The sequence below is a fragment of the Paenibacillus sp. strain BS8-2 genome (assembly GCF_054483835.1).
This window is the reverse complement of the sequence record NZ_CM137010.1, coordinates 4038903-4053847: the sequence shown is the minus strand read 5'-3', so window position 1 is coordinate 4053847 and position 14945 is coordinate 4038903. Positions and strand designations below refer to the sequence as shown.

Below are 14945 nucleotides of genomic sequence, written 5' to 3'. Positions count from 1 at the left end.
GCAGCATAATCGACTCTATCCATCGTATGCGGCGATAGGCGCTCCCATTATAGAGAAATTGTCGACAACCCAAAAAAAACGACTCCTGCCGTATCAACCGATCGTTGATCGTAGAGAGTCGTTTCATTCGCGGGAAAGCTGGCTATGGTCGTCGGTGGCGTTAAATGATGTTGGGAACCTGCCAGACGACAGGCGTTAAATCAATTTGTTCGCCTAGCCACTGCTGCGCAATTTGTTTGAACATAAAGGGATCGCCGCTGCAGAAGAATTGATGAACCGGAATGGGATCATTGGTAGCGAGCTTACGGTTCGTATGCAGGATGGTGCTGATCTCCCGTGCAGTCTCGTCGGCTGAGCTGATCAGAGCTACTTCGCTGCCCATCACCTCTGAAATTGTTTCCGCCAAGAACGGATAATGCGTACAGCCAAGGATGAGACAATCCATGGGATATTGGCGCAGATGCTCAATTGACGAACGAACAACCTGATACGTTTCTTGGGAGCGGAAGTTGCCTTGCTCGACAAGCGGAACAAATTTGGGGCATGCCTCACTGATGATCTGGACATTAGGCGTCAGCTCTCGCAACGCGTTCTCGTAGGCGCCGCTATTGATCGTGCCCACCGTTCCGATTACGCCGATCCAGCCTGTCGTCGTGCGTCCAATTGCCGCTCTTGCGCCAGGATTGATGACACCAACGACGGGTATCGACACTTGTGAACGAATATCTTCCAGAGCAACAGCCGTAGCCGTGTTACAGGCGATGACGATCATTTTGGGCTGAAACTGTATGAGGTATTCGACGATTTCTCTTGTGAAGGCACGCACTTCTTCGGCCGAACGCGGCCCATAAGGCGTCCGAGCCGTATCGCCGAAATAGATGATTTTTTCCCGCGGCAGCTGGCGCATCACTTCCTTTGCGACCGTCAGGCCGCCTACGCCGGAATCAAAAATTGCTATCGGTTGTTGCACATACACACCGCTTTCTTGGACTGGGATGTTGGATGAAGGAGCTAGGGTCAAAATTACCATAACATATGAATAACCCTTCGAAAACGTACCTACATCTTATCGCATAACCGTGTAACGTTCAAGAAAGGAGCAACGATTCCAGGCGCGCCAAAGAGCCGACATCGTCATTCTGACATAGACGTTCGGCTCTTTGCGAGTCAGGCGACTTTCATTATTGCTCTTTGTCCAGGTCTTGATTCTCGTCCGCGCTTGCCGTTACGTATTCTTCCAACTGCTCGACGGATTGCATAACCGTATCCTTTGTTGCTTCCGTAACGGTTTCAACCACTTCGGCACCTGCTTCATACGTTTCTTCGGCTGTTTGTGCAAGTTGCTCTGCCGCCTCCGATGTACGTTCGATAACGCCGTCCGCCAGTTCTTCGGCTGCTTCCACCGCTACGCCAGAGATCGTCGCCACTTCAGCAGCTGTGCCTCTGCCAAAGCTTTTGACATTTCTTGCCATGCTGCTTGCCGCTTGTTTCGTCCGATCGGCTAACTGGATCGCGCTGTTGCCGATCCCCTTTGCAATTTCGCCCGTTTTGTCGCCGACCTTTTGTGCCTGCACGCCGATATCTTGACGTAGTTCCTTGCCTGCTTTCGGCGCAAACAATAGCGCCGCGATAGATCCAAGCACACCTCCAGCTAATGCGCCAAACAGAAATCCTTTTCCTTTATGTGTTGACATGTGATCGTCGCTCCTTTCGTTCTTAGGCTTCCCAGCCTGTTGGTCCAGTCATTCAGAGATACGCGAATTAGCGGCGGCGGTATTGGACGGTGACGGAGTAGGGTCGGGTGATTCAAGCTTGCGACCGGATTGCCACAATTGCCATGCCGTCAGGCCGAGCTCCGCCCACTGAACGGCTGTGTCGACTTCGCTGCGCTTGGCGAGTCTGTCGGCATGACCAGCTGCAGAGCGTGACAACGATGTGGCTACACGTTCGACGGCCGACGTTGTCGCTTCGATCGTGCCGCCCACTTGCCTAGCGGCCTGGAACAACTTTTCGGTCGACTCCACACTTTGCTGCACGGACCTCACTGTCTGTTCTGTTGGTAACAAGATCTGGCTGACCTCGCCCGACAGCCGATGCATATCCTCTTGCACAGCCGCAGCCGAAGCCTGCACCTTTGCCAGCCTCGCGAGCAAAGCGCGAATCGCCAGCAGCGTACCGCCAACCCATACGACAAAAGCTGCCGCGGCCGTCGCGGCAATCCACTCCAGCGTCATCCTTATCTCTCCTCCCGTATAGACAGTGCCCAATCCCGCCTTGATTCATGAATGGGGTCAACAGGGCGAATGCCCATTGCGTAATGACAGTATAAGCAGACTGGGCTTGTCTTGACACAGCCGTGCGAAAGCATACTCAAAAAAATTGCAATAACGGAAATGAGTCAATGCCGCAACAGCACGCAACAGCAAACAGGCTGCCTTTCCCCTCCTGCTTGCGAGAGTCATGGCAGCCTGTTCGATTGAATGTGCTGTATGGGGTTGAAGTTATTGTTTACGGTTGAAGTTATTGTTTAACGGATGAATCACTTTCTTGTGGAACACCACCGATGACATAAGAGCAGCGACTGCCGCCCTTTGCCAAACATTCGGTTCGATTAACCTGAACGTCGAGCAACGATCGGAACAATGAAAGCTCGCAATGACAAGCTTGCTCATACGTTCCTGCAACGTCGGCGATCGGACAATTGTATTCGTGCAGCACGAACTTGTCATCTTCGCCGCGCTCCATCTCCGCCATATAGCCGCTGCTATTCTGAATGGCAGTCAATTCGCTCACCCGCTCCTCCAGTGACTTGCCGGTCATTCTTGGCTCATAACGTTCTTGAAGCTTTCGCTTGCGGCCTTCGAACATTCGGTCAATGAGTGGAGATGTATCCGGATCGACTTCAAGCTCGGCGAGTAGATCGATCGTCAGCGTATGGTAGTTCCGCGGGAAGTAGCGCTCTGCTGCGCTCGTCAGTTCGTAGAGATGGAGCGGCCGACCCTTGGCCTGCCGAATGGGCACGATTCTGATGCTGCCTTGCCGCTCCAGCTCGTGCATGTGCCGGCGGATCGCCATCTCGGTTAATCCAAGCTCCGCTGCCAACATGCCGGCATTCATGCTGCCGCGCGTACGCAGCAGACGAAGCAGACGCCCGCGCGTAGTCCCAAGCGTGGTCGCCCCGCCTTCTTCTTCCATCAAGCCTTCCAGCATCTCTACTCCCCCTTCCCTCGCGTTTGACGCGTTATGTACAATCCAACGATGATCTCCGTTATTGCAATTCCTTCTCCAAATACGCCTCAACAGTCGCTTTGTATTCAGGGAGCAGCTCAGCGAGCTTAGCCGTAAAATGATGAAGCTCCTCACTTGGCCAGTCATAATATTCTTGCACGATCGGTCGGCGCAGCTTGACCAGCTCTGCAAGCGTCTCCGTCATGGCTGCCGGATAAACGCCCTCTGCTCCCGTAATTTCGATGATGTCTTCGTAGCTGCTGGCGTCCCGCATAATAAATCCGTCGATGAGATAACTTCCAACATCTGTAACGATCTCGATAGCCAGATGCAAGGCTCTCTCTTGCGCGAGTCCTTGCAGCAAAGCTCCCTCCCACTCGTTGGAAAGTTTATGCATGGCTTCCGCCAGCGCAGGAATAGCCTCCAGTCTTACGGATATCTGTTCCCGGTTCACATAATACATGTCCATTCCCTGCTTTCCGTTTTACTTCCCGCCTCGACTACCGTTTCCGGTAAGCGACGACTATTTGCGGCTCTTGCGCGCTTTGCGCTTCAGCCAGGCCACCATGATGATGCTGCTAAAAATAATAACAAGCAAATAGGTAAATATTTCGTATACGTCTCTCATATCAGACATTATTAATCCCTCGAACTTTCGTAATCTACGCAGACAGACGCTTCGCGAACCTGTGACATATATTCGATAACCTTCTTGTGGACCGGATGAACTTGATAAATCTCTAGATCGGCCATGCTTTCAAATTTCGTGACAAGCGCGATATCGTACGAACGTTCCGAATGAAGCACATCCACGCCCACCTCTATATATTTCAGCTCGTCGATTTTGCCCTCCATATCGCGCAGAACTGCTACCGCACGATCAACATTCTCTGAGCTTGCATCCTTCAGTTTAAAAAAAACAATATGCGTAATCATGTGCCAAATCCTCCCTAAATTTTGCTGTATTCGGCCGTGCGCATAGCCCGGCATGAGAATCGTCCTTTTGTCACATAATAACCTATGGAAAGACATTACGGCAATCTTTAGTTAAAGGAGCGAAGGCGCGTCATGCGATATACAGTCACCATCATCGCCACTCTTATCGGAGTTGCCATCTGCGCGTTCAATTATACGGGCTACGACATGCACAATATGGTTTTTTTTATGTTTAGCATTCCTGCGTGGTTTGCGGATCTGTTTATGGACATCCACGAGGTCAGCGTCATGCTGCTGTACGTACTCACAGTGCTGACTTGGGCGCTGCTTGGATTCATTACAGATTTGATTATCGCCCGCGACAGAAGAAGGAATCCCAACGCCGCCTGACTCTGCCCAGAAGCGGTCACATAACTTCGAACATTGCCCGCCAACAAGCAAAGGACCTCAATTCCGGCATAACGAGGAAATTGAGGTCCTTCTGTGCGCTCAGTATACATAGAAGTTGATAGTCACGTCGCTGTTATAGCTCCCTTAGGTTCTTGACATATATCCCTTGAGAAGCCGCTCGGATTCCGCCTTGACGAAGCCCCATAACATAAAAAATCGATGATGGTAACCGCGGCATACATATTGTGCATGCAACCCGTCCTTCTCTCTCCTCTCCTCGTAAACCTTGATGCCCGATTCACGAAATTGCTTGCGAGCAGCCGCCAGATCAAGCAGAACTCGATCCTGTACGGCTCTAAGCACCGACTCATAGAAACGAGGCAGCTTCATGCCGGACACGCCGATCGCTCGAATGTCATGATCCAGAATACGCATCACAATACCCAGCAGCACATAACGTTTGACGAACTCCAGCTCCTCTTCCGTCTGAATGGGCGGCACCGTGACGTTGCCCCTTCTACTTGTCAGCGCGGCTTCCTTGTTAGCGGCCATTGCGCTCCTCCTCCATGATCTTCGCGTATATAGACGGCGCACTGCGCGCCAGTCAAAACCCTCCCGAAACAAGAACATCTGTTCTTATTATAGTCAGAATACTCGATTCCATGCAAGGGAAAATAAACCCTACTTATCCTTCTCTTTAAGTATCGCGATCATTTTACGAATCCGTTCCGGTAAAGGCAAGCCCAGTCTCCCGTAATTTTCCGTTATGGAGATCAATTCATTGGCAATATAAAAAAATATGGATGCCCCCATCGTGACGTCATCGGTGTTCAGCAACACATCGATGCGGTGAGCAAGCAAGATCACCAGCAGGCATAAACCCTTGCGCGCTAACCCCCACGCACCGAACGCGCTGTTCAGTCCTTTCCCTTCCTTGATTGATGCTGCAGTACCTGTGACGTAATCCGCCCCCATGGCTATCAACAAAAACGTCAAAGACTCCGACCAGCTTCCAAACATAAATGTTAGTATCGATCCCAGCACCCCACAAGCTGAACTAACCCATACGAGCGGCATTCTCGCCACCTCTTTTCATTTAGGATTTATACTGTACTCTATGCCTCTAATTGCTAGATTGACTGTTGCCTTGTCCCTGTTCCGGCAGCGAAAACCAGATTGGGCCGCCCAAATAAAAAAAGGACTAGCACCATGTGGTGCCAATCCCTATCTCTTATTCGAGCTCATGATACGAAGCTTCGTCTGCGACGCTTTGAATATCTTCAGATGTCACAATGATACAGCGATAGCCGTCATCATGCACCTTGCGCAGTGCACGCTCCTTCATGAAACGCGGACTGCCTTCGTTTGCTTCTTCGTCGTAAACGAGAATGATACCGTCCGACTTGCGAAGCAACAGCTCGTCCCTTGCTTTGAATTGCCAAGGCCCTTCATAAGGCGCCTTGGAGACGGCGGCGTAATAGTCGACGTGACGCAGCAGATCGCGGTAATACTGCTGCTTCTCTTCCTTCCAGCCCTCCTCGGGATTCTGGAATGCCGTCAACACGGATAGCTTAACCTGCGGGTACGACTCCTTCAGCGCAATCACGGCTTCGCAAGCCCACAAATCGACGCCGTAGCCGCCGGGCGTGATGACCCACTCCAGCCCTTCCTCCAGCAGCGGGATAAGCTTGTTCGTAATCGCCTGCTTGATGAACGGTATCCCTTTGTGCTTCTGGCTGAATATCCCCAGCTCGTGCGCGCGATAACCGGTAACGAGAACTGTCTTCATCGGCTAACGGTTGTCGACCTTCTCCGGATACAAATCATGATTCATAAGCCGGTAGCTCGCCATCTCCTCAAATTTCGTCCCTGGGCGCCCCCAGTTGCAGTACGGATCGATCGAGATGCCGCCGCGCGGCGTGAACTTGCCCCACACCTCGATATAACGTGGATCCATCAGCTTAATGAGGTCATTCATAATGATGTTCATGCAGTCCTCGTGGAAGTCGCCATGATTGCGGAAGCTGAACAGATACAGCTTCAGCGACTTGCTCTCCACCATACGCACATCCGGAATGTACGAAATATAAATCGTCGCAAAGTCTGGTTGCCCTGTAATCGGACATAAACTAGTAAATTCTGGGCAATTAAACTTGACGAAATAATCGCGTGCTGGATGTTTGTTCTCGAACGACTCCAGCACCTCAGGCGCATAGTCGAACGGATACTTTGTGCCTTGATTGCCTAGATGCGTAATGCCATCCAGCTCTTCCTTCACTCTTCCTTCCATTCGTGCACTCCCTTCCAACTTCCTTATACGCCTTTTTTGTTGCCCCATACCCAGGTGTGGAGCTGCGGTAATACATGAACGCGACGGAACGCTGCATCCGGCATCGTCTTATTAATTAGCCACTCGTACCGTTCTACGAGGTAGGGCAGCATTCGGGCCGGCTCCGTTTCTGTCAAATTTCCGTTGCCCGCCTGGAGATAGAACGGCACGCCGGGATAACGCCCGTGTACCGCTCTGGCATAATCAAGGTCTGCCTCATCAAAAACAACGACCTTCAGACAAAAGCTGTTGCCGGCAGCCACGAGCCGCTCCACGACGTCGTCCAGCGTCTCCCAACGGGGCGACATACCGGAGCTTGGCGGCTTGGGAGACAAGGTCAGATCGTCGATTTCGACGAACCATGGCTGCCAGCGGCTGCCTTGCGTCTCCAGCGCCACTTGGCAGCCTCGCGCGTGCAGACCCTCGATCAGATCACCAAGCTGGGCCAGAAGCGCAGGATTGCCTCCGGAAATCGTCACATGATCGAAGGAGCTGCCGCCGATAAGCTCCAGCTCCTCCATGACTTCTGAAGCAGTCAATAAGCGGATCTCGTCCTTGCCCGTTCCATCCCAGGTGAAAGCCGAATCACACCAGTTGCAGCTGTAGTCGCAGCCTGCCGTGCGGACAAACATCGTTTTGCGCCCGACAACCATGCCTTCGCCTTGTACGGTCGGACCGAATATCTCCATAACGGGAAGACGTCTTGGTCTAGAGACATGCGAGTCTATCGACTGCGTCGAACTCTGCTCATCAATCATGGCGGCCAGCCTTCCGCTTCGGCCTGTACAGACAGTAGCTCGTCGGCGTCTCCCGCAGATAAACCTGCAAGCATTGCGGACGATTGGATCGCGTGTCCAGATCAGCCTGCACCAGCTCGTAGATCACCCTCGCAACTACCTCGGTTGTCGGGAATCGCTCCGGCGCCGAATTGTCGAAGCACTGTGCGTCCTCGTTCAGCAGCATATGGTCGAATCGGTCATGGATCAACTTCTTAATGATCGCGAAATTGACCAGAAACCCCGACTCATCAAGCTCATCGCCGCCTACCGTTACGTTGGCATAATACGTATGGCCATGCGTGACGCGGCATTTGCCGGCTTCTTCGGAAGGAATGTAATGCGCCGCGGCAAAATGAAAGTCCTTATTTAGTTCATAGCAATAGTCATGTTGAACGGATGGATACGTTTGTTGCAGCATCAATGACCCGCCTCTCTGAGCGCGCGCAAGGCCAAATAATCGTCCAGCCCCTTGCGGCGCAGCGTACAGGCTGGGCAAGCGCCACAGCCATCGGCTGGGATTCCGTTGTAACAAGTGAGCGTCCGCTCCCGCACGAAATCAAACGCGCCGAGCTCATCGGCAAGCGCCCACGTCTCTGCCTTATTCAGCCACATAAGCGGCGTATCCACAACAAATCCGTAATCCATGGACAGATTCAGCGTCACATTAAGTGATTTGATAAACACATCGCGGCAATCCGGGTACCCGCTGAAGTCGGTTTCGCATACGCCGGTCACGATATGTTTGGCGCCGATCCCCTTGGCAAGCACGGCAGCGAATGTCAGGAACAGCAGATTCCGGCCGTCGACAAACGTCGTCGGCAGCTCGCCCTCCTTCTGCTCAATTGCGATATCATCCCGCGTTAACGCATTGGGAGCCAGTTGATTCAATAACGACATGTCGAGGACATGATGTTTAATCCCCAGATGCTTTGCAATTTCGGCAGCGCACTCCAGCTCCAGCTTATGTCTCTGTCCATAATCGAATGTAATGGCTTCGACCTCGGCGAACCTGCTCATCGCCCAGAACAGACATGTTGTGCTGTCTTGCCCGCCGCTAAAGACGACAACGGCTTTCTCTTGTTTCATGATGTTCCCACCTCTCCAAATGTCAAAGATGGAACTTCGCGATCGTCCTGCAGCATAAGAAACGGCGCGTGCGACGCTCCCGCATACGGGAGCGACGCGACGCGCCGAACACAAAAACGACGTCACCAGGTGGGGCAATCGTTTCGTTTTAGTTTTTTATAGAGGGAGTTCGCGAACCTCTCCCGGCAATTGCTGCTATTCGAAGGAATAGACCGATATACCGGATTTCATCTTCAATTGTTCTCTCGTACTATAGCACAGCGCACTTTCGAATGGAATGGAGAGTTTTTCAAAGCCGCTCCAGCTCAGTCAGGGACAAGATCAAATGATCCAGCAGCTCGGGCAAATCCTCCATTTGCTCTTCGCCTATTCCCCTGCCGAAATCCAGCTCGCACATATGCTGGAGACGAGGAGCGTTGTCGCCATACACGCGGCTCAGCGTCTGGATGGGAAGAAGCGGCGTCTGCCAGATGCTGTGGAGACAACGTCCAACAGCATTGCAGAAGTCCTCGGTCCCATCCGACAGCATATGAAACCGCAGCGTCAATCGGCAAGTTGGAGCAGCGCCGGGCTGCTCTAGCAGCTCGGCCGCGAGCTCCTTAAGCGATACACGCAGCAATAGCTCCGCCGTCACGGCCTCGCTTCCCGAGAGGCGGCATGACAGCGACAGCTCTCGCGATAACACCGCCATGTCGATGATATCTCGTCTTCCGACGATATCGATGGTGCGATCTAGGTTATCGAGATCGTAAAGCGCATTCTCCAGCGCTACCTTTACATTCTCGAATACAGTGGGATCAAACATGAGACCTCCAATAAAACGAAATCGGCGTGCCAGCGAGCTTCTCACGTGCTTCCCGCGCCACAAGTCCGGCAATCGCGTATGCTCCACGTTCATTGAAATGAGTATCGTCCTGAGCACCCTCCGGGAACGATACAAATTCACCAGGCAACGCCCACATAAACAGCTCTTTGGAGTCCACTTCGCCAAACTCCTCGTATAACGATTTGCTTGAAGCAGCCAGATCAATCAATGTCACATCCAGCTCCAGAGCCAGCTCGCGCATCGCTGTCAAATAATCGCCGTGTGTATCCACGATGGATCCTCCAACGAACTTACGCCGATGCGGCGATGTAATCAGCACTGGTAATGCGCCTCGCTCGCGAGCAGCTTGTACATAAATGGTCAGCATCTCCTTGTAGCTGCCGAAGGGCTCCGTCGCCCGTGCCGCATCGGCTTTCTGATCATTATGACCGAACTGGATCCACAGCTGATCGCCTGTCTTCAATTCCTTCAAGATCGCATCCAGCCTGCCTTCGTTCATAAAGCTCAACGAGCTGCGACCAGACTTCGCATGGTTGTCGACCGCCACGTCCGCATTGAAGTACAAGGGAAGCAGCTGCCCCCAGCCTGCATAAGGGAACGTTTCCTGATCCGTCACGGTGGAATCGCCCGCGAGATAGATCGTTATCGCTTCTTGCGTCTCTTCAATCTGAAGTGTATTAATGCGCGGCACTTGACCGGAGAAGCTTAAACGAAGTTGCCCGTCCGATACTTTGGCAGTGAATCGTCCAGATGTATATTGGCCCGCGCGAGTCCGCAATTGATGGAACGCGAACCGTCTTTGCCCGTATTGAAGCGTCGTGTGTGTTTCCGTTATTTCGTCGCCGATTGTAACCGATACGTTGTAACAGCCATTAGGCAAATCCACCACAAACACAGCATCCAGCGGGATACAGAATGCGCCGCTTAACCGATTGCCTGTTTTCCGATCGCGCGAACCAATTCGAGCTCCCGGAAGGAAGCCGTAACCGAGGTCTCTATCGTAGTAAGTATCCGGTAATATTTGTTTGTAAGATGTATCCAAGGACTCCCCGATACCAAAGTCGAATTTGTAATTGTTCATCATGCAGCACTGCCTTTCTGCGACAATTTTTTTTACTTTAAATTATACCAAATCATGCCACGCCTTGGTGGACAATATTTGGACACATTTGTGCATGTAAGTACGCCTTCAAACGTTTGCCGATTCCCGTCGAAATCCGTATACTAAGAAGTAGAATTATTTTGTGATAGACTAAGGTAACGTTACAGAGCAAGTCATACAATTGAGGTGACCTAGTGGAGAACAAGGATGAACTGAACAAGGCATACGAAACGATGGGTCTTGAACCGCTGACTTCCAAAGAGGAAGTCGAGAAACGTTACACAACACTGATGCGCAGAGAACGCTCCAGAGCGAAGACACAAGAGGATGAAAGCGCCTCCGACGGGTCAGATTTTACGATCATCACAGCAGCCTACAAACAAATTCTTGCTTATGAGGATCGTAAAGTAACAGATGCTTTCAACGAACAGGAATACGGCAAATATAAAGGTATGGCGGGACAAGCCCAGAAGATGGATCACTTCTGGCGATATTATAGAGTTCATACATTCGTTGCTATTGCACTTATTGCCGCTATCATTTATGGAATTAACAGCTATATCGACAAGCGGGAGCATGACAAATATTTGGCCAGCCTGCCGCCAATCGATCTCGACGTCTCCTTCTACGGCACATTTATGCAGCCCGAAGGCCAAGAGGATATGGCAGACATCAACGCCAATTTGCTGAGTTCATTCCCCGAATGGAAACGCGTAGAGTCCAATATCATCTTTGTGCCGCAGGATGACATGAATCAATACGCCTATCTCCAGAAGGCTGTTGTTACACTGATGTCCGAGAAACCGGATCTGTTTATTATGGATCGTGCCATGTTTGAGTGGATTGGCATGCAGGGCGCATTATTGCCGCTAGACGACGAGCCTGCAATTGCCGGCGCGACCGAAGATCATACGCTCAAGCTCTCAACAGAAGATGTGCCAGAGGAAAAAATTTATGGCATCAGCCTCAAAGATACCAAACTCGACAAAGAACTTCCGATTATGAAATCCGATCTGATCGTCGGCATTCGCATTAACGCTGAACGACCTGAGAAGGCGCTCGAATTCATCGAAGCGCATCTCGAGACGCTGCAGCCGTAACCCACAAACAATAAAGAAAGAAGCTAATCCAACGAGTCGAGGGTAGACTTGTCGGATTAGCTTTTTTTGACCAACCATGCGTTCACTTTTTCATCCATCTCTTTTTTCAAATCTTTCATAATTCCTCTGCTGTGACGAACAAGCCTTAGGTACTTTGAGGGAAACATTTTTTCGATGGATGGCTGATAGGAGTTTCCGTCTTCCGCTTCTGTGTATGCTAACACAGAATAAGTTCCTTCCTTTTCGCTTAGCTGAATGACGGCAGGCAAGGAATGTCCGACTTGCGTATCCAATCCAGTCGATTGATTAAATCCGCCAAAATAGGACCACATATAGACGGTGATTACCCCGTCAGATTCATTCGTGCCATATACGCCATGGACTTCAAATTGTTTTTCTGTCGATTGATATATGGTAGCGTATTTTTGAATAATATGATCCGAAATGATCTCGTTCATTTCCTCGGTTAGTTGGTTATCCCCATCTTGTAAGTTATTTTCATAATGAGAGTTAACCACTTGTCCACTGCAACCAGCCAGCAATAAAGCTCCAACTAACAACAATAATTGGGACGTTAATTTGAATTTCCTTCGCATATGATTGGGTCGCTCTCCTCTCTCGAATTATCCCATTTTATTTTTGCTTCCAATCCGTAATTGTCGCTTTATTATCAATCCAGTCAATGGTATAGCTGTTGTCCTCGTACATGCCCGACGCAAAAACCTCTTGAATAATGATACGTGCCCGGGACCTTTCAATCGTTACATCACTTTCATCCGTTCCTCTGCCGGGCACAACAAATAGATAACCCGCATCACCGTCCGGAATCCTCCAGCCATTATCCGTTTTGTTGTAGAGTGAATCAAAGATCTTGATGCTTAATTCGGGTGCAAAATACGTCTCATACTTCTGGATAATCGAGTCCCTCGAGTCTGTCTCGACTGGTAATTCCCTAATCATTAGTTGTACTTCTTCAAGGAAATGATAAACATCCTCTTCATCCCAAGCTGTGAAATCGTCTTGCCGATTGCCGCTTGAACAGGCTGCCAACACAAGCATACATAATACAATCAACATCTTTTTCAATGGCTCTCCCGCCTTCGATTAGCGTGCGATTAATGTCCATGCGATATAGACGCTAACTAGAGCTGAACTGTTGCAGCAAATATACATTCATTCAATGTTCTACCAATACGAGTCCATCTTAGATGTCGATCAAGCTTGAGGAATAGACGCCGTTCATCATAATTCGAGCGTAATTCGCATACAAATGAAGGGAGACCAACTTGCAGGGAGTGGTAACATGTCCATTCGACGGGCGCTCTTGTGCGTGTCTGCTGGGTTATTAATGGCGATTCTGACGATCGGACTGCTCCCGATTCTGACCATCATCAGCTGGTCGGAGATGATGGGCATCGAGCTGATGGTCACGCCGCTTGCTCTATTCACCAAACGATCAAAAAGGGACTCCAATTCCGATTGTCACGAACAACAGGTACAGCCTCCCCTTCATAGCCACGACATTGACAAAAACCCTTGAAATTTCAAGGGTTTTCTTGTCGGCCAATTATGAATTATGCTTCTACAATTCCAAAAAACATTAGACCATCCTGTAGATCATTATTTACTCTACAACTAGTTTTTTGTCATCATCTCTCTCCTTTCAATTTATAGTCCTGCTTCGTCAACGAAAATCTAAGTTTCCACGTTTAAGAATTCCCGATTATTTTATTTTATCTTCGTATTTCTTCTCCTGCGTTTCCCAATTAATGATGACTGATATTCGATCCTTCTCTATGGCATCAAGTGTCGTATATTCATTACCGTCATTCATCATGGCGTATTCGATGGTAAATTCATTCGTATTTCGCTTTTGGATTTCATCAATAATAATCCCATGCTGCTTCTCATATTCTACCTGATATCCTCCTTTTTCGATCAATTTGGCTTTATAAGCTGGGTCATAAACATTTATGATTTCTGTGCCTAACACCGTCCCTTGCGCAAAGGAAATCTTATCTACTTCACGCAGGTCTTCTAGGTCGCCTTTATATCGATAAGTGATATTAAAATAATGTCTCCCATCGTGTTTAATAACCGTATTCTGAATTGTAGCTTCCCATTGCTCACCCTCGGATTGAAAGATTATGCTGTCTTTAGTTGGCTCTCCACCCGAACAAGCGCTTAATATAAACAGAAAAACAACAAACAGGCATACTTTTTTCACAAGATCTCCCCTTTCAACGAGTTACCTTCTTGCACATAATACGTTCCAATTTTTGGATGGTTGCGGTAACTGTCCACTACATCCACTGATCCAAGCTGCCACGAAGAATACTTCAGTTTACATACATCCCACAAATAGTAAAAGGCAGCTGACCTATTTGGTCAACCGCCTTCATATCAATTCTACCCTACAATAAGCGCATAAACGATGCCGGGACCATGTACCCCAATCGTCAGATCGTTCTCGATGTCAGACGAGCGGCTTGGACCGGTAATAAAATGGACGCCAGCAGGCAAAGCTTCCCGCCCGGCTTCATCCAATCCCACTAAAACTTCGCCAAGCCGCGTCTTCAGCCGCTCCACCGGGATAAGGATAAACAACACCGTAGGCAACAGACTGACAGAGCGCCCCTTTTCCTTCGAAGATGTTACGACGACGGAACCCGTATACGCTACGGCATGATCCGCTTGCACAATGCCAAAGTCGGCTCCCGCCGCAAGCGCCTTCCAATGCTGCTCCGCGTCGCTGTTCCAGACCGATGTCTGCACGCCGGACAGCGCCTCCTCCAATCCGAGATCCGCCAACACGGGATCATCTTGACGGATCAGGTATTTGGCCCCCATCTCCTCCGCTTTGGTCGCAATGAAGGCCGAAGCTTCTTGCATCTCATTCAGCCTTGCAACATGACCGCCAACGGAGAGGAAATTGTCGGTGAACGCCTTAATTTTCTCTTCCTCCGACCAATCCAGCTCGCGCCAGAAGTCCGGGGCTCCCCTGTAGGGATGCTGCGGCGCTTGCGTCATCCGGGGATGCCGCAGACGCTCTGAGATACCATTCATAAACGTGACTTGTTTCTTGCGCGACTGCTCCTCCAGACGGGATAGCCACTGGCTGTGCGTCTCCGTTCTGCCTTGCCCTCTCGACGATGTGCCATCAGCCATG

Annotated in this window: 22 protein-coding genes and 1 riboswitch; of the genes, 3 read left to right on the top strand and 19 right to left on the bottom strand. The window is 50.4% G+C overall.

Going from position 1 to position 14945, the window contains the following annotated elements:
* Positions 1-160: 160 nt before the first annotated feature.
* The 6 genes from racE to ACX1C1_RS17135 all read right to left on the bottom strand — a co-directional run bounded on the left by racE (position 161) and on the right by ACX1C1_RS17135 (position 4164).
* The gene (gene racE / locus ACX1C1_RS17160) at positions 161-970 is read right to left on the bottom strand and encodes a glutamate racemase (protein ID WP_458953396.1); all 810 of its coding nucleotides are present in this window, start codon (positions 968-970) and stop codon (positions 161-163) included.
* 211 nt (positions 971-1181) lie between these two features.
* Positions 1182-1694, bottom strand: coding sequence for a YtxH domain-containing protein (locus ACX1C1_RS17155; RefSeq protein ID WP_458953395.1), 513 nt, complete (start codon positions 1692-1694; stop codon positions 1182-1184).
* 48 nt (positions 1695-1742) lie between these two features.
* A complete protein-coding gene (locus ACX1C1_RS17150; protein WP_458953394.1) occupies positions 1743-2234 on the bottom strand; it encodes a DUF948 domain-containing protein in 492 nt (163 codons plus the stop codon).
* A 286-nt stretch (positions 2235-2520) separates the two neighbouring features.
* On the bottom strand, positions 2521-3210 hold the full coding sequence (locus ACX1C1_RS17145) for a helix-turn-helix transcriptional regulator (RefSeq protein WP_458953393.1): 690 nt from the start codon (positions 3208-3210) through the stop codon (positions 2521-2523).
* A 58-nt stretch (positions 3211-3268) separates the two neighbouring features.
* A complete protein-coding gene (locus ACX1C1_RS17140) occupies positions 3269-3691 on the bottom strand; it encodes a DUF86 domain-containing protein (protein ID WP_458953392.1) in 423 nt (140 codons plus the stop codon).
* A gap of 176 nt (positions 3692-3867) precedes the next feature.
* Positions 3868-4164: a Dabb family protein gene (locus ACX1C1_RS17135; RefSeq protein ID WP_458953391.1), complete on the bottom strand. Its 297-nt coding sequence runs from the start codon at positions 4162-4164 to the stop codon at positions 3868-3870.
* A 132-nt stretch (positions 4165-4296) separates the two neighbouring features.
* On the opposite strand from ACX1C1_RS17135, the gene ACX1C1_RS17130 reads away from it, so the two are divergent.
* Positions 4297-4554, top strand: coding sequence for a hypothetical protein (locus ACX1C1_RS17130; RefSeq protein ID WP_458953390.1), 258 nt, complete (start codon positions 4297-4299; stop codon positions 4552-4554).
* A gap of 144 nt (positions 4555-4698) precedes the next feature.
* On the opposite strand, the gene ACX1C1_RS17125 is transcribed toward ACX1C1_RS17130, so the two are convergent.
* From ACX1C1_RS17125 to ACX1C1_RS17085, 9 genes are all read right to left on the bottom strand, one after another.
* The gene (locus ACX1C1_RS17125; protein ID WP_458953389.1) at positions 4699-5106 is read right to left on the bottom strand and encodes a hypothetical protein; all 408 of its coding nucleotides are present in this window, start codon (positions 5104-5106) and stop codon (positions 4699-4701) included.
* Between the two features lie 129 nt (positions 5107-5235).
* On the bottom strand, positions 5236-5631 hold the full coding sequence (locus tag ACX1C1_RS17120) for a phage holin family protein (RefSeq protein WP_458953388.1): 396 nt from the start codon (positions 5629-5631) through the stop codon (positions 5236-5238).
* A 154-nt stretch (positions 5632-5785) separates the two neighbouring features.
* Positions 5786-6343 (bottom strand): SLOG family protein, encoded by a 558-nt coding sequence (locus ACX1C1_RS17115; RefSeq protein WP_458953386.1) that lies wholly within the window; start codon positions 6341-6343, stop codon positions 5786-5788.
* A gap of 3 nt (positions 6344-6346) precedes the next feature.
* Positions 6347-6844, bottom strand: a complete 498-nt coding sequence (gene queF, locus ACX1C1_RS17110) for a preQ(1) synthase (RefSeq protein ID WP_458953385.1) — start codon at positions 6842-6844, stop codon at positions 6347-6349.
* 23 nt (positions 6845-6867) lie between these two features.
* Positions 6868-7641, bottom strand: coding sequence for a 7-carboxy-7-deazaguanine synthase QueE (queE, locus tag ACX1C1_RS17105; RefSeq protein WP_458953384.1), 774 nt, complete (start codon positions 7639-7641; stop codon positions 6868-6870).
* Positions 7634-8080 carry a 6-pyruvoyl trahydropterin synthase family protein gene (locus ACX1C1_RS17100; RefSeq protein WP_458953383.1) on the bottom strand — a complete coding sequence of 149 codons (447 nt, stop codon included), beginning with the start codon at positions 8078-8080 and terminating at the stop codon, positions 7634-7636. Before ACX1C1_RS17100 ends, queE begins: the two co-directional genes overlap by 8 nt.
* Positions 8080-8748, bottom strand: coding sequence for a 7-cyano-7-deazaguanine synthase QueC (queC, locus tag ACX1C1_RS17095; protein ID WP_458953382.1), 669 nt, complete (start codon positions 8746-8748; stop codon positions 8080-8082). Before queC ends, ACX1C1_RS17100 begins: the two co-directional genes overlap by 1 nt.
* 142 nt (positions 8749-8890) lie before the next feature.
* Positions 8891-8934, bottom strand: a riboswitch (PreQ1 riboswitch).
* 103 nt (positions 8935-9037) lie between these two features.
* A complete protein-coding gene (locus tag ACX1C1_RS17090) occupies positions 9038-9553 on the bottom strand; it encodes a hypothetical protein (RefSeq protein ID WP_458953381.1) in 516 nt (171 codons plus the stop codon).
* On the bottom strand, positions 9546-10658 hold the full coding sequence (locus tag ACX1C1_RS17085) for a rhamnogalacturonan acetylesterase (protein ID WP_458953380.1): 1113 nt from the start codon (positions 10656-10658) through the stop codon (positions 9546-9548). Before ACX1C1_RS17085 ends, ACX1C1_RS17090 begins: the two co-directional genes overlap by 8 nt.
* Before the next feature lie 212 nt (positions 10659-10870).
* Here ACX1C1_RS17085 and ACX1C1_RS17080 point away from each other — a divergent pair, with 212 nt between their 5' ends.
* Complete coding sequence (locus tag ACX1C1_RS17080; protein ID WP_458953379.1) at positions 10871-11776, top strand: J domain-containing protein; 906 nt, start codon at positions 10871-10873, stop codon at positions 11774-11776.
* A 56-nt stretch (positions 11777-11832) separates the two neighbouring features.
* Here ACX1C1_RS17080 and ACX1C1_RS17075 read toward each other — a convergent pair whose 3' ends face one another.
* Together ACX1C1_RS17075 and ACX1C1_RS17070 are read right to left on the bottom strand one after the other, a co-directional pair.
* Positions 11833-12372 (bottom strand): hypothetical protein, encoded by a 540-nt coding sequence (locus tag ACX1C1_RS17075; RefSeq protein WP_458953378.1) that lies wholly within the window; start codon positions 12370-12372, stop codon positions 11833-11835.
* Between the two features lie 37 nt (positions 12373-12409).
* Complete coding sequence (locus ACX1C1_RS17070; RefSeq protein ID WP_458953377.1) at positions 12410-12862, bottom strand: hypothetical protein; 453 nt, start codon at positions 12860-12862, stop codon at positions 12410-12412.
* A 217-nt stretch (positions 12863-13079) separates the two neighbouring features.
* On the opposite strand from ACX1C1_RS17070, the gene ACX1C1_RS17065 reads away from it, so the two are divergent.
* Positions 13080-13316: a hypothetical protein gene (locus ACX1C1_RS17065; protein WP_458953376.1), complete on the top strand. Its 237-nt coding sequence runs from the start codon at positions 13080-13082 to the stop codon at positions 13314-13316.
* Between the two features lie 183 nt (positions 13317-13499).
* Here ACX1C1_RS17065 and ACX1C1_RS17060 read toward each other — a convergent pair whose 3' ends face one another.
* Positions 13500-14003, bottom strand: a complete 504-nt coding sequence (locus ACX1C1_RS17060) for a hypothetical protein (protein ID WP_458953375.1) — start codon at positions 14001-14003, stop codon at positions 13500-13502.
* 182 nt (positions 14004-14185) lie between these two features.
* Positions 14186-14944, bottom strand: a complete 759-nt coding sequence (locus ACX1C1_RS17055; protein WP_458953374.1) for a LutC/YkgG family protein — start codon at positions 14942-14944, stop codon at positions 14186-14188.
* Position 14945 lies beyond the last annotated feature (1 nt).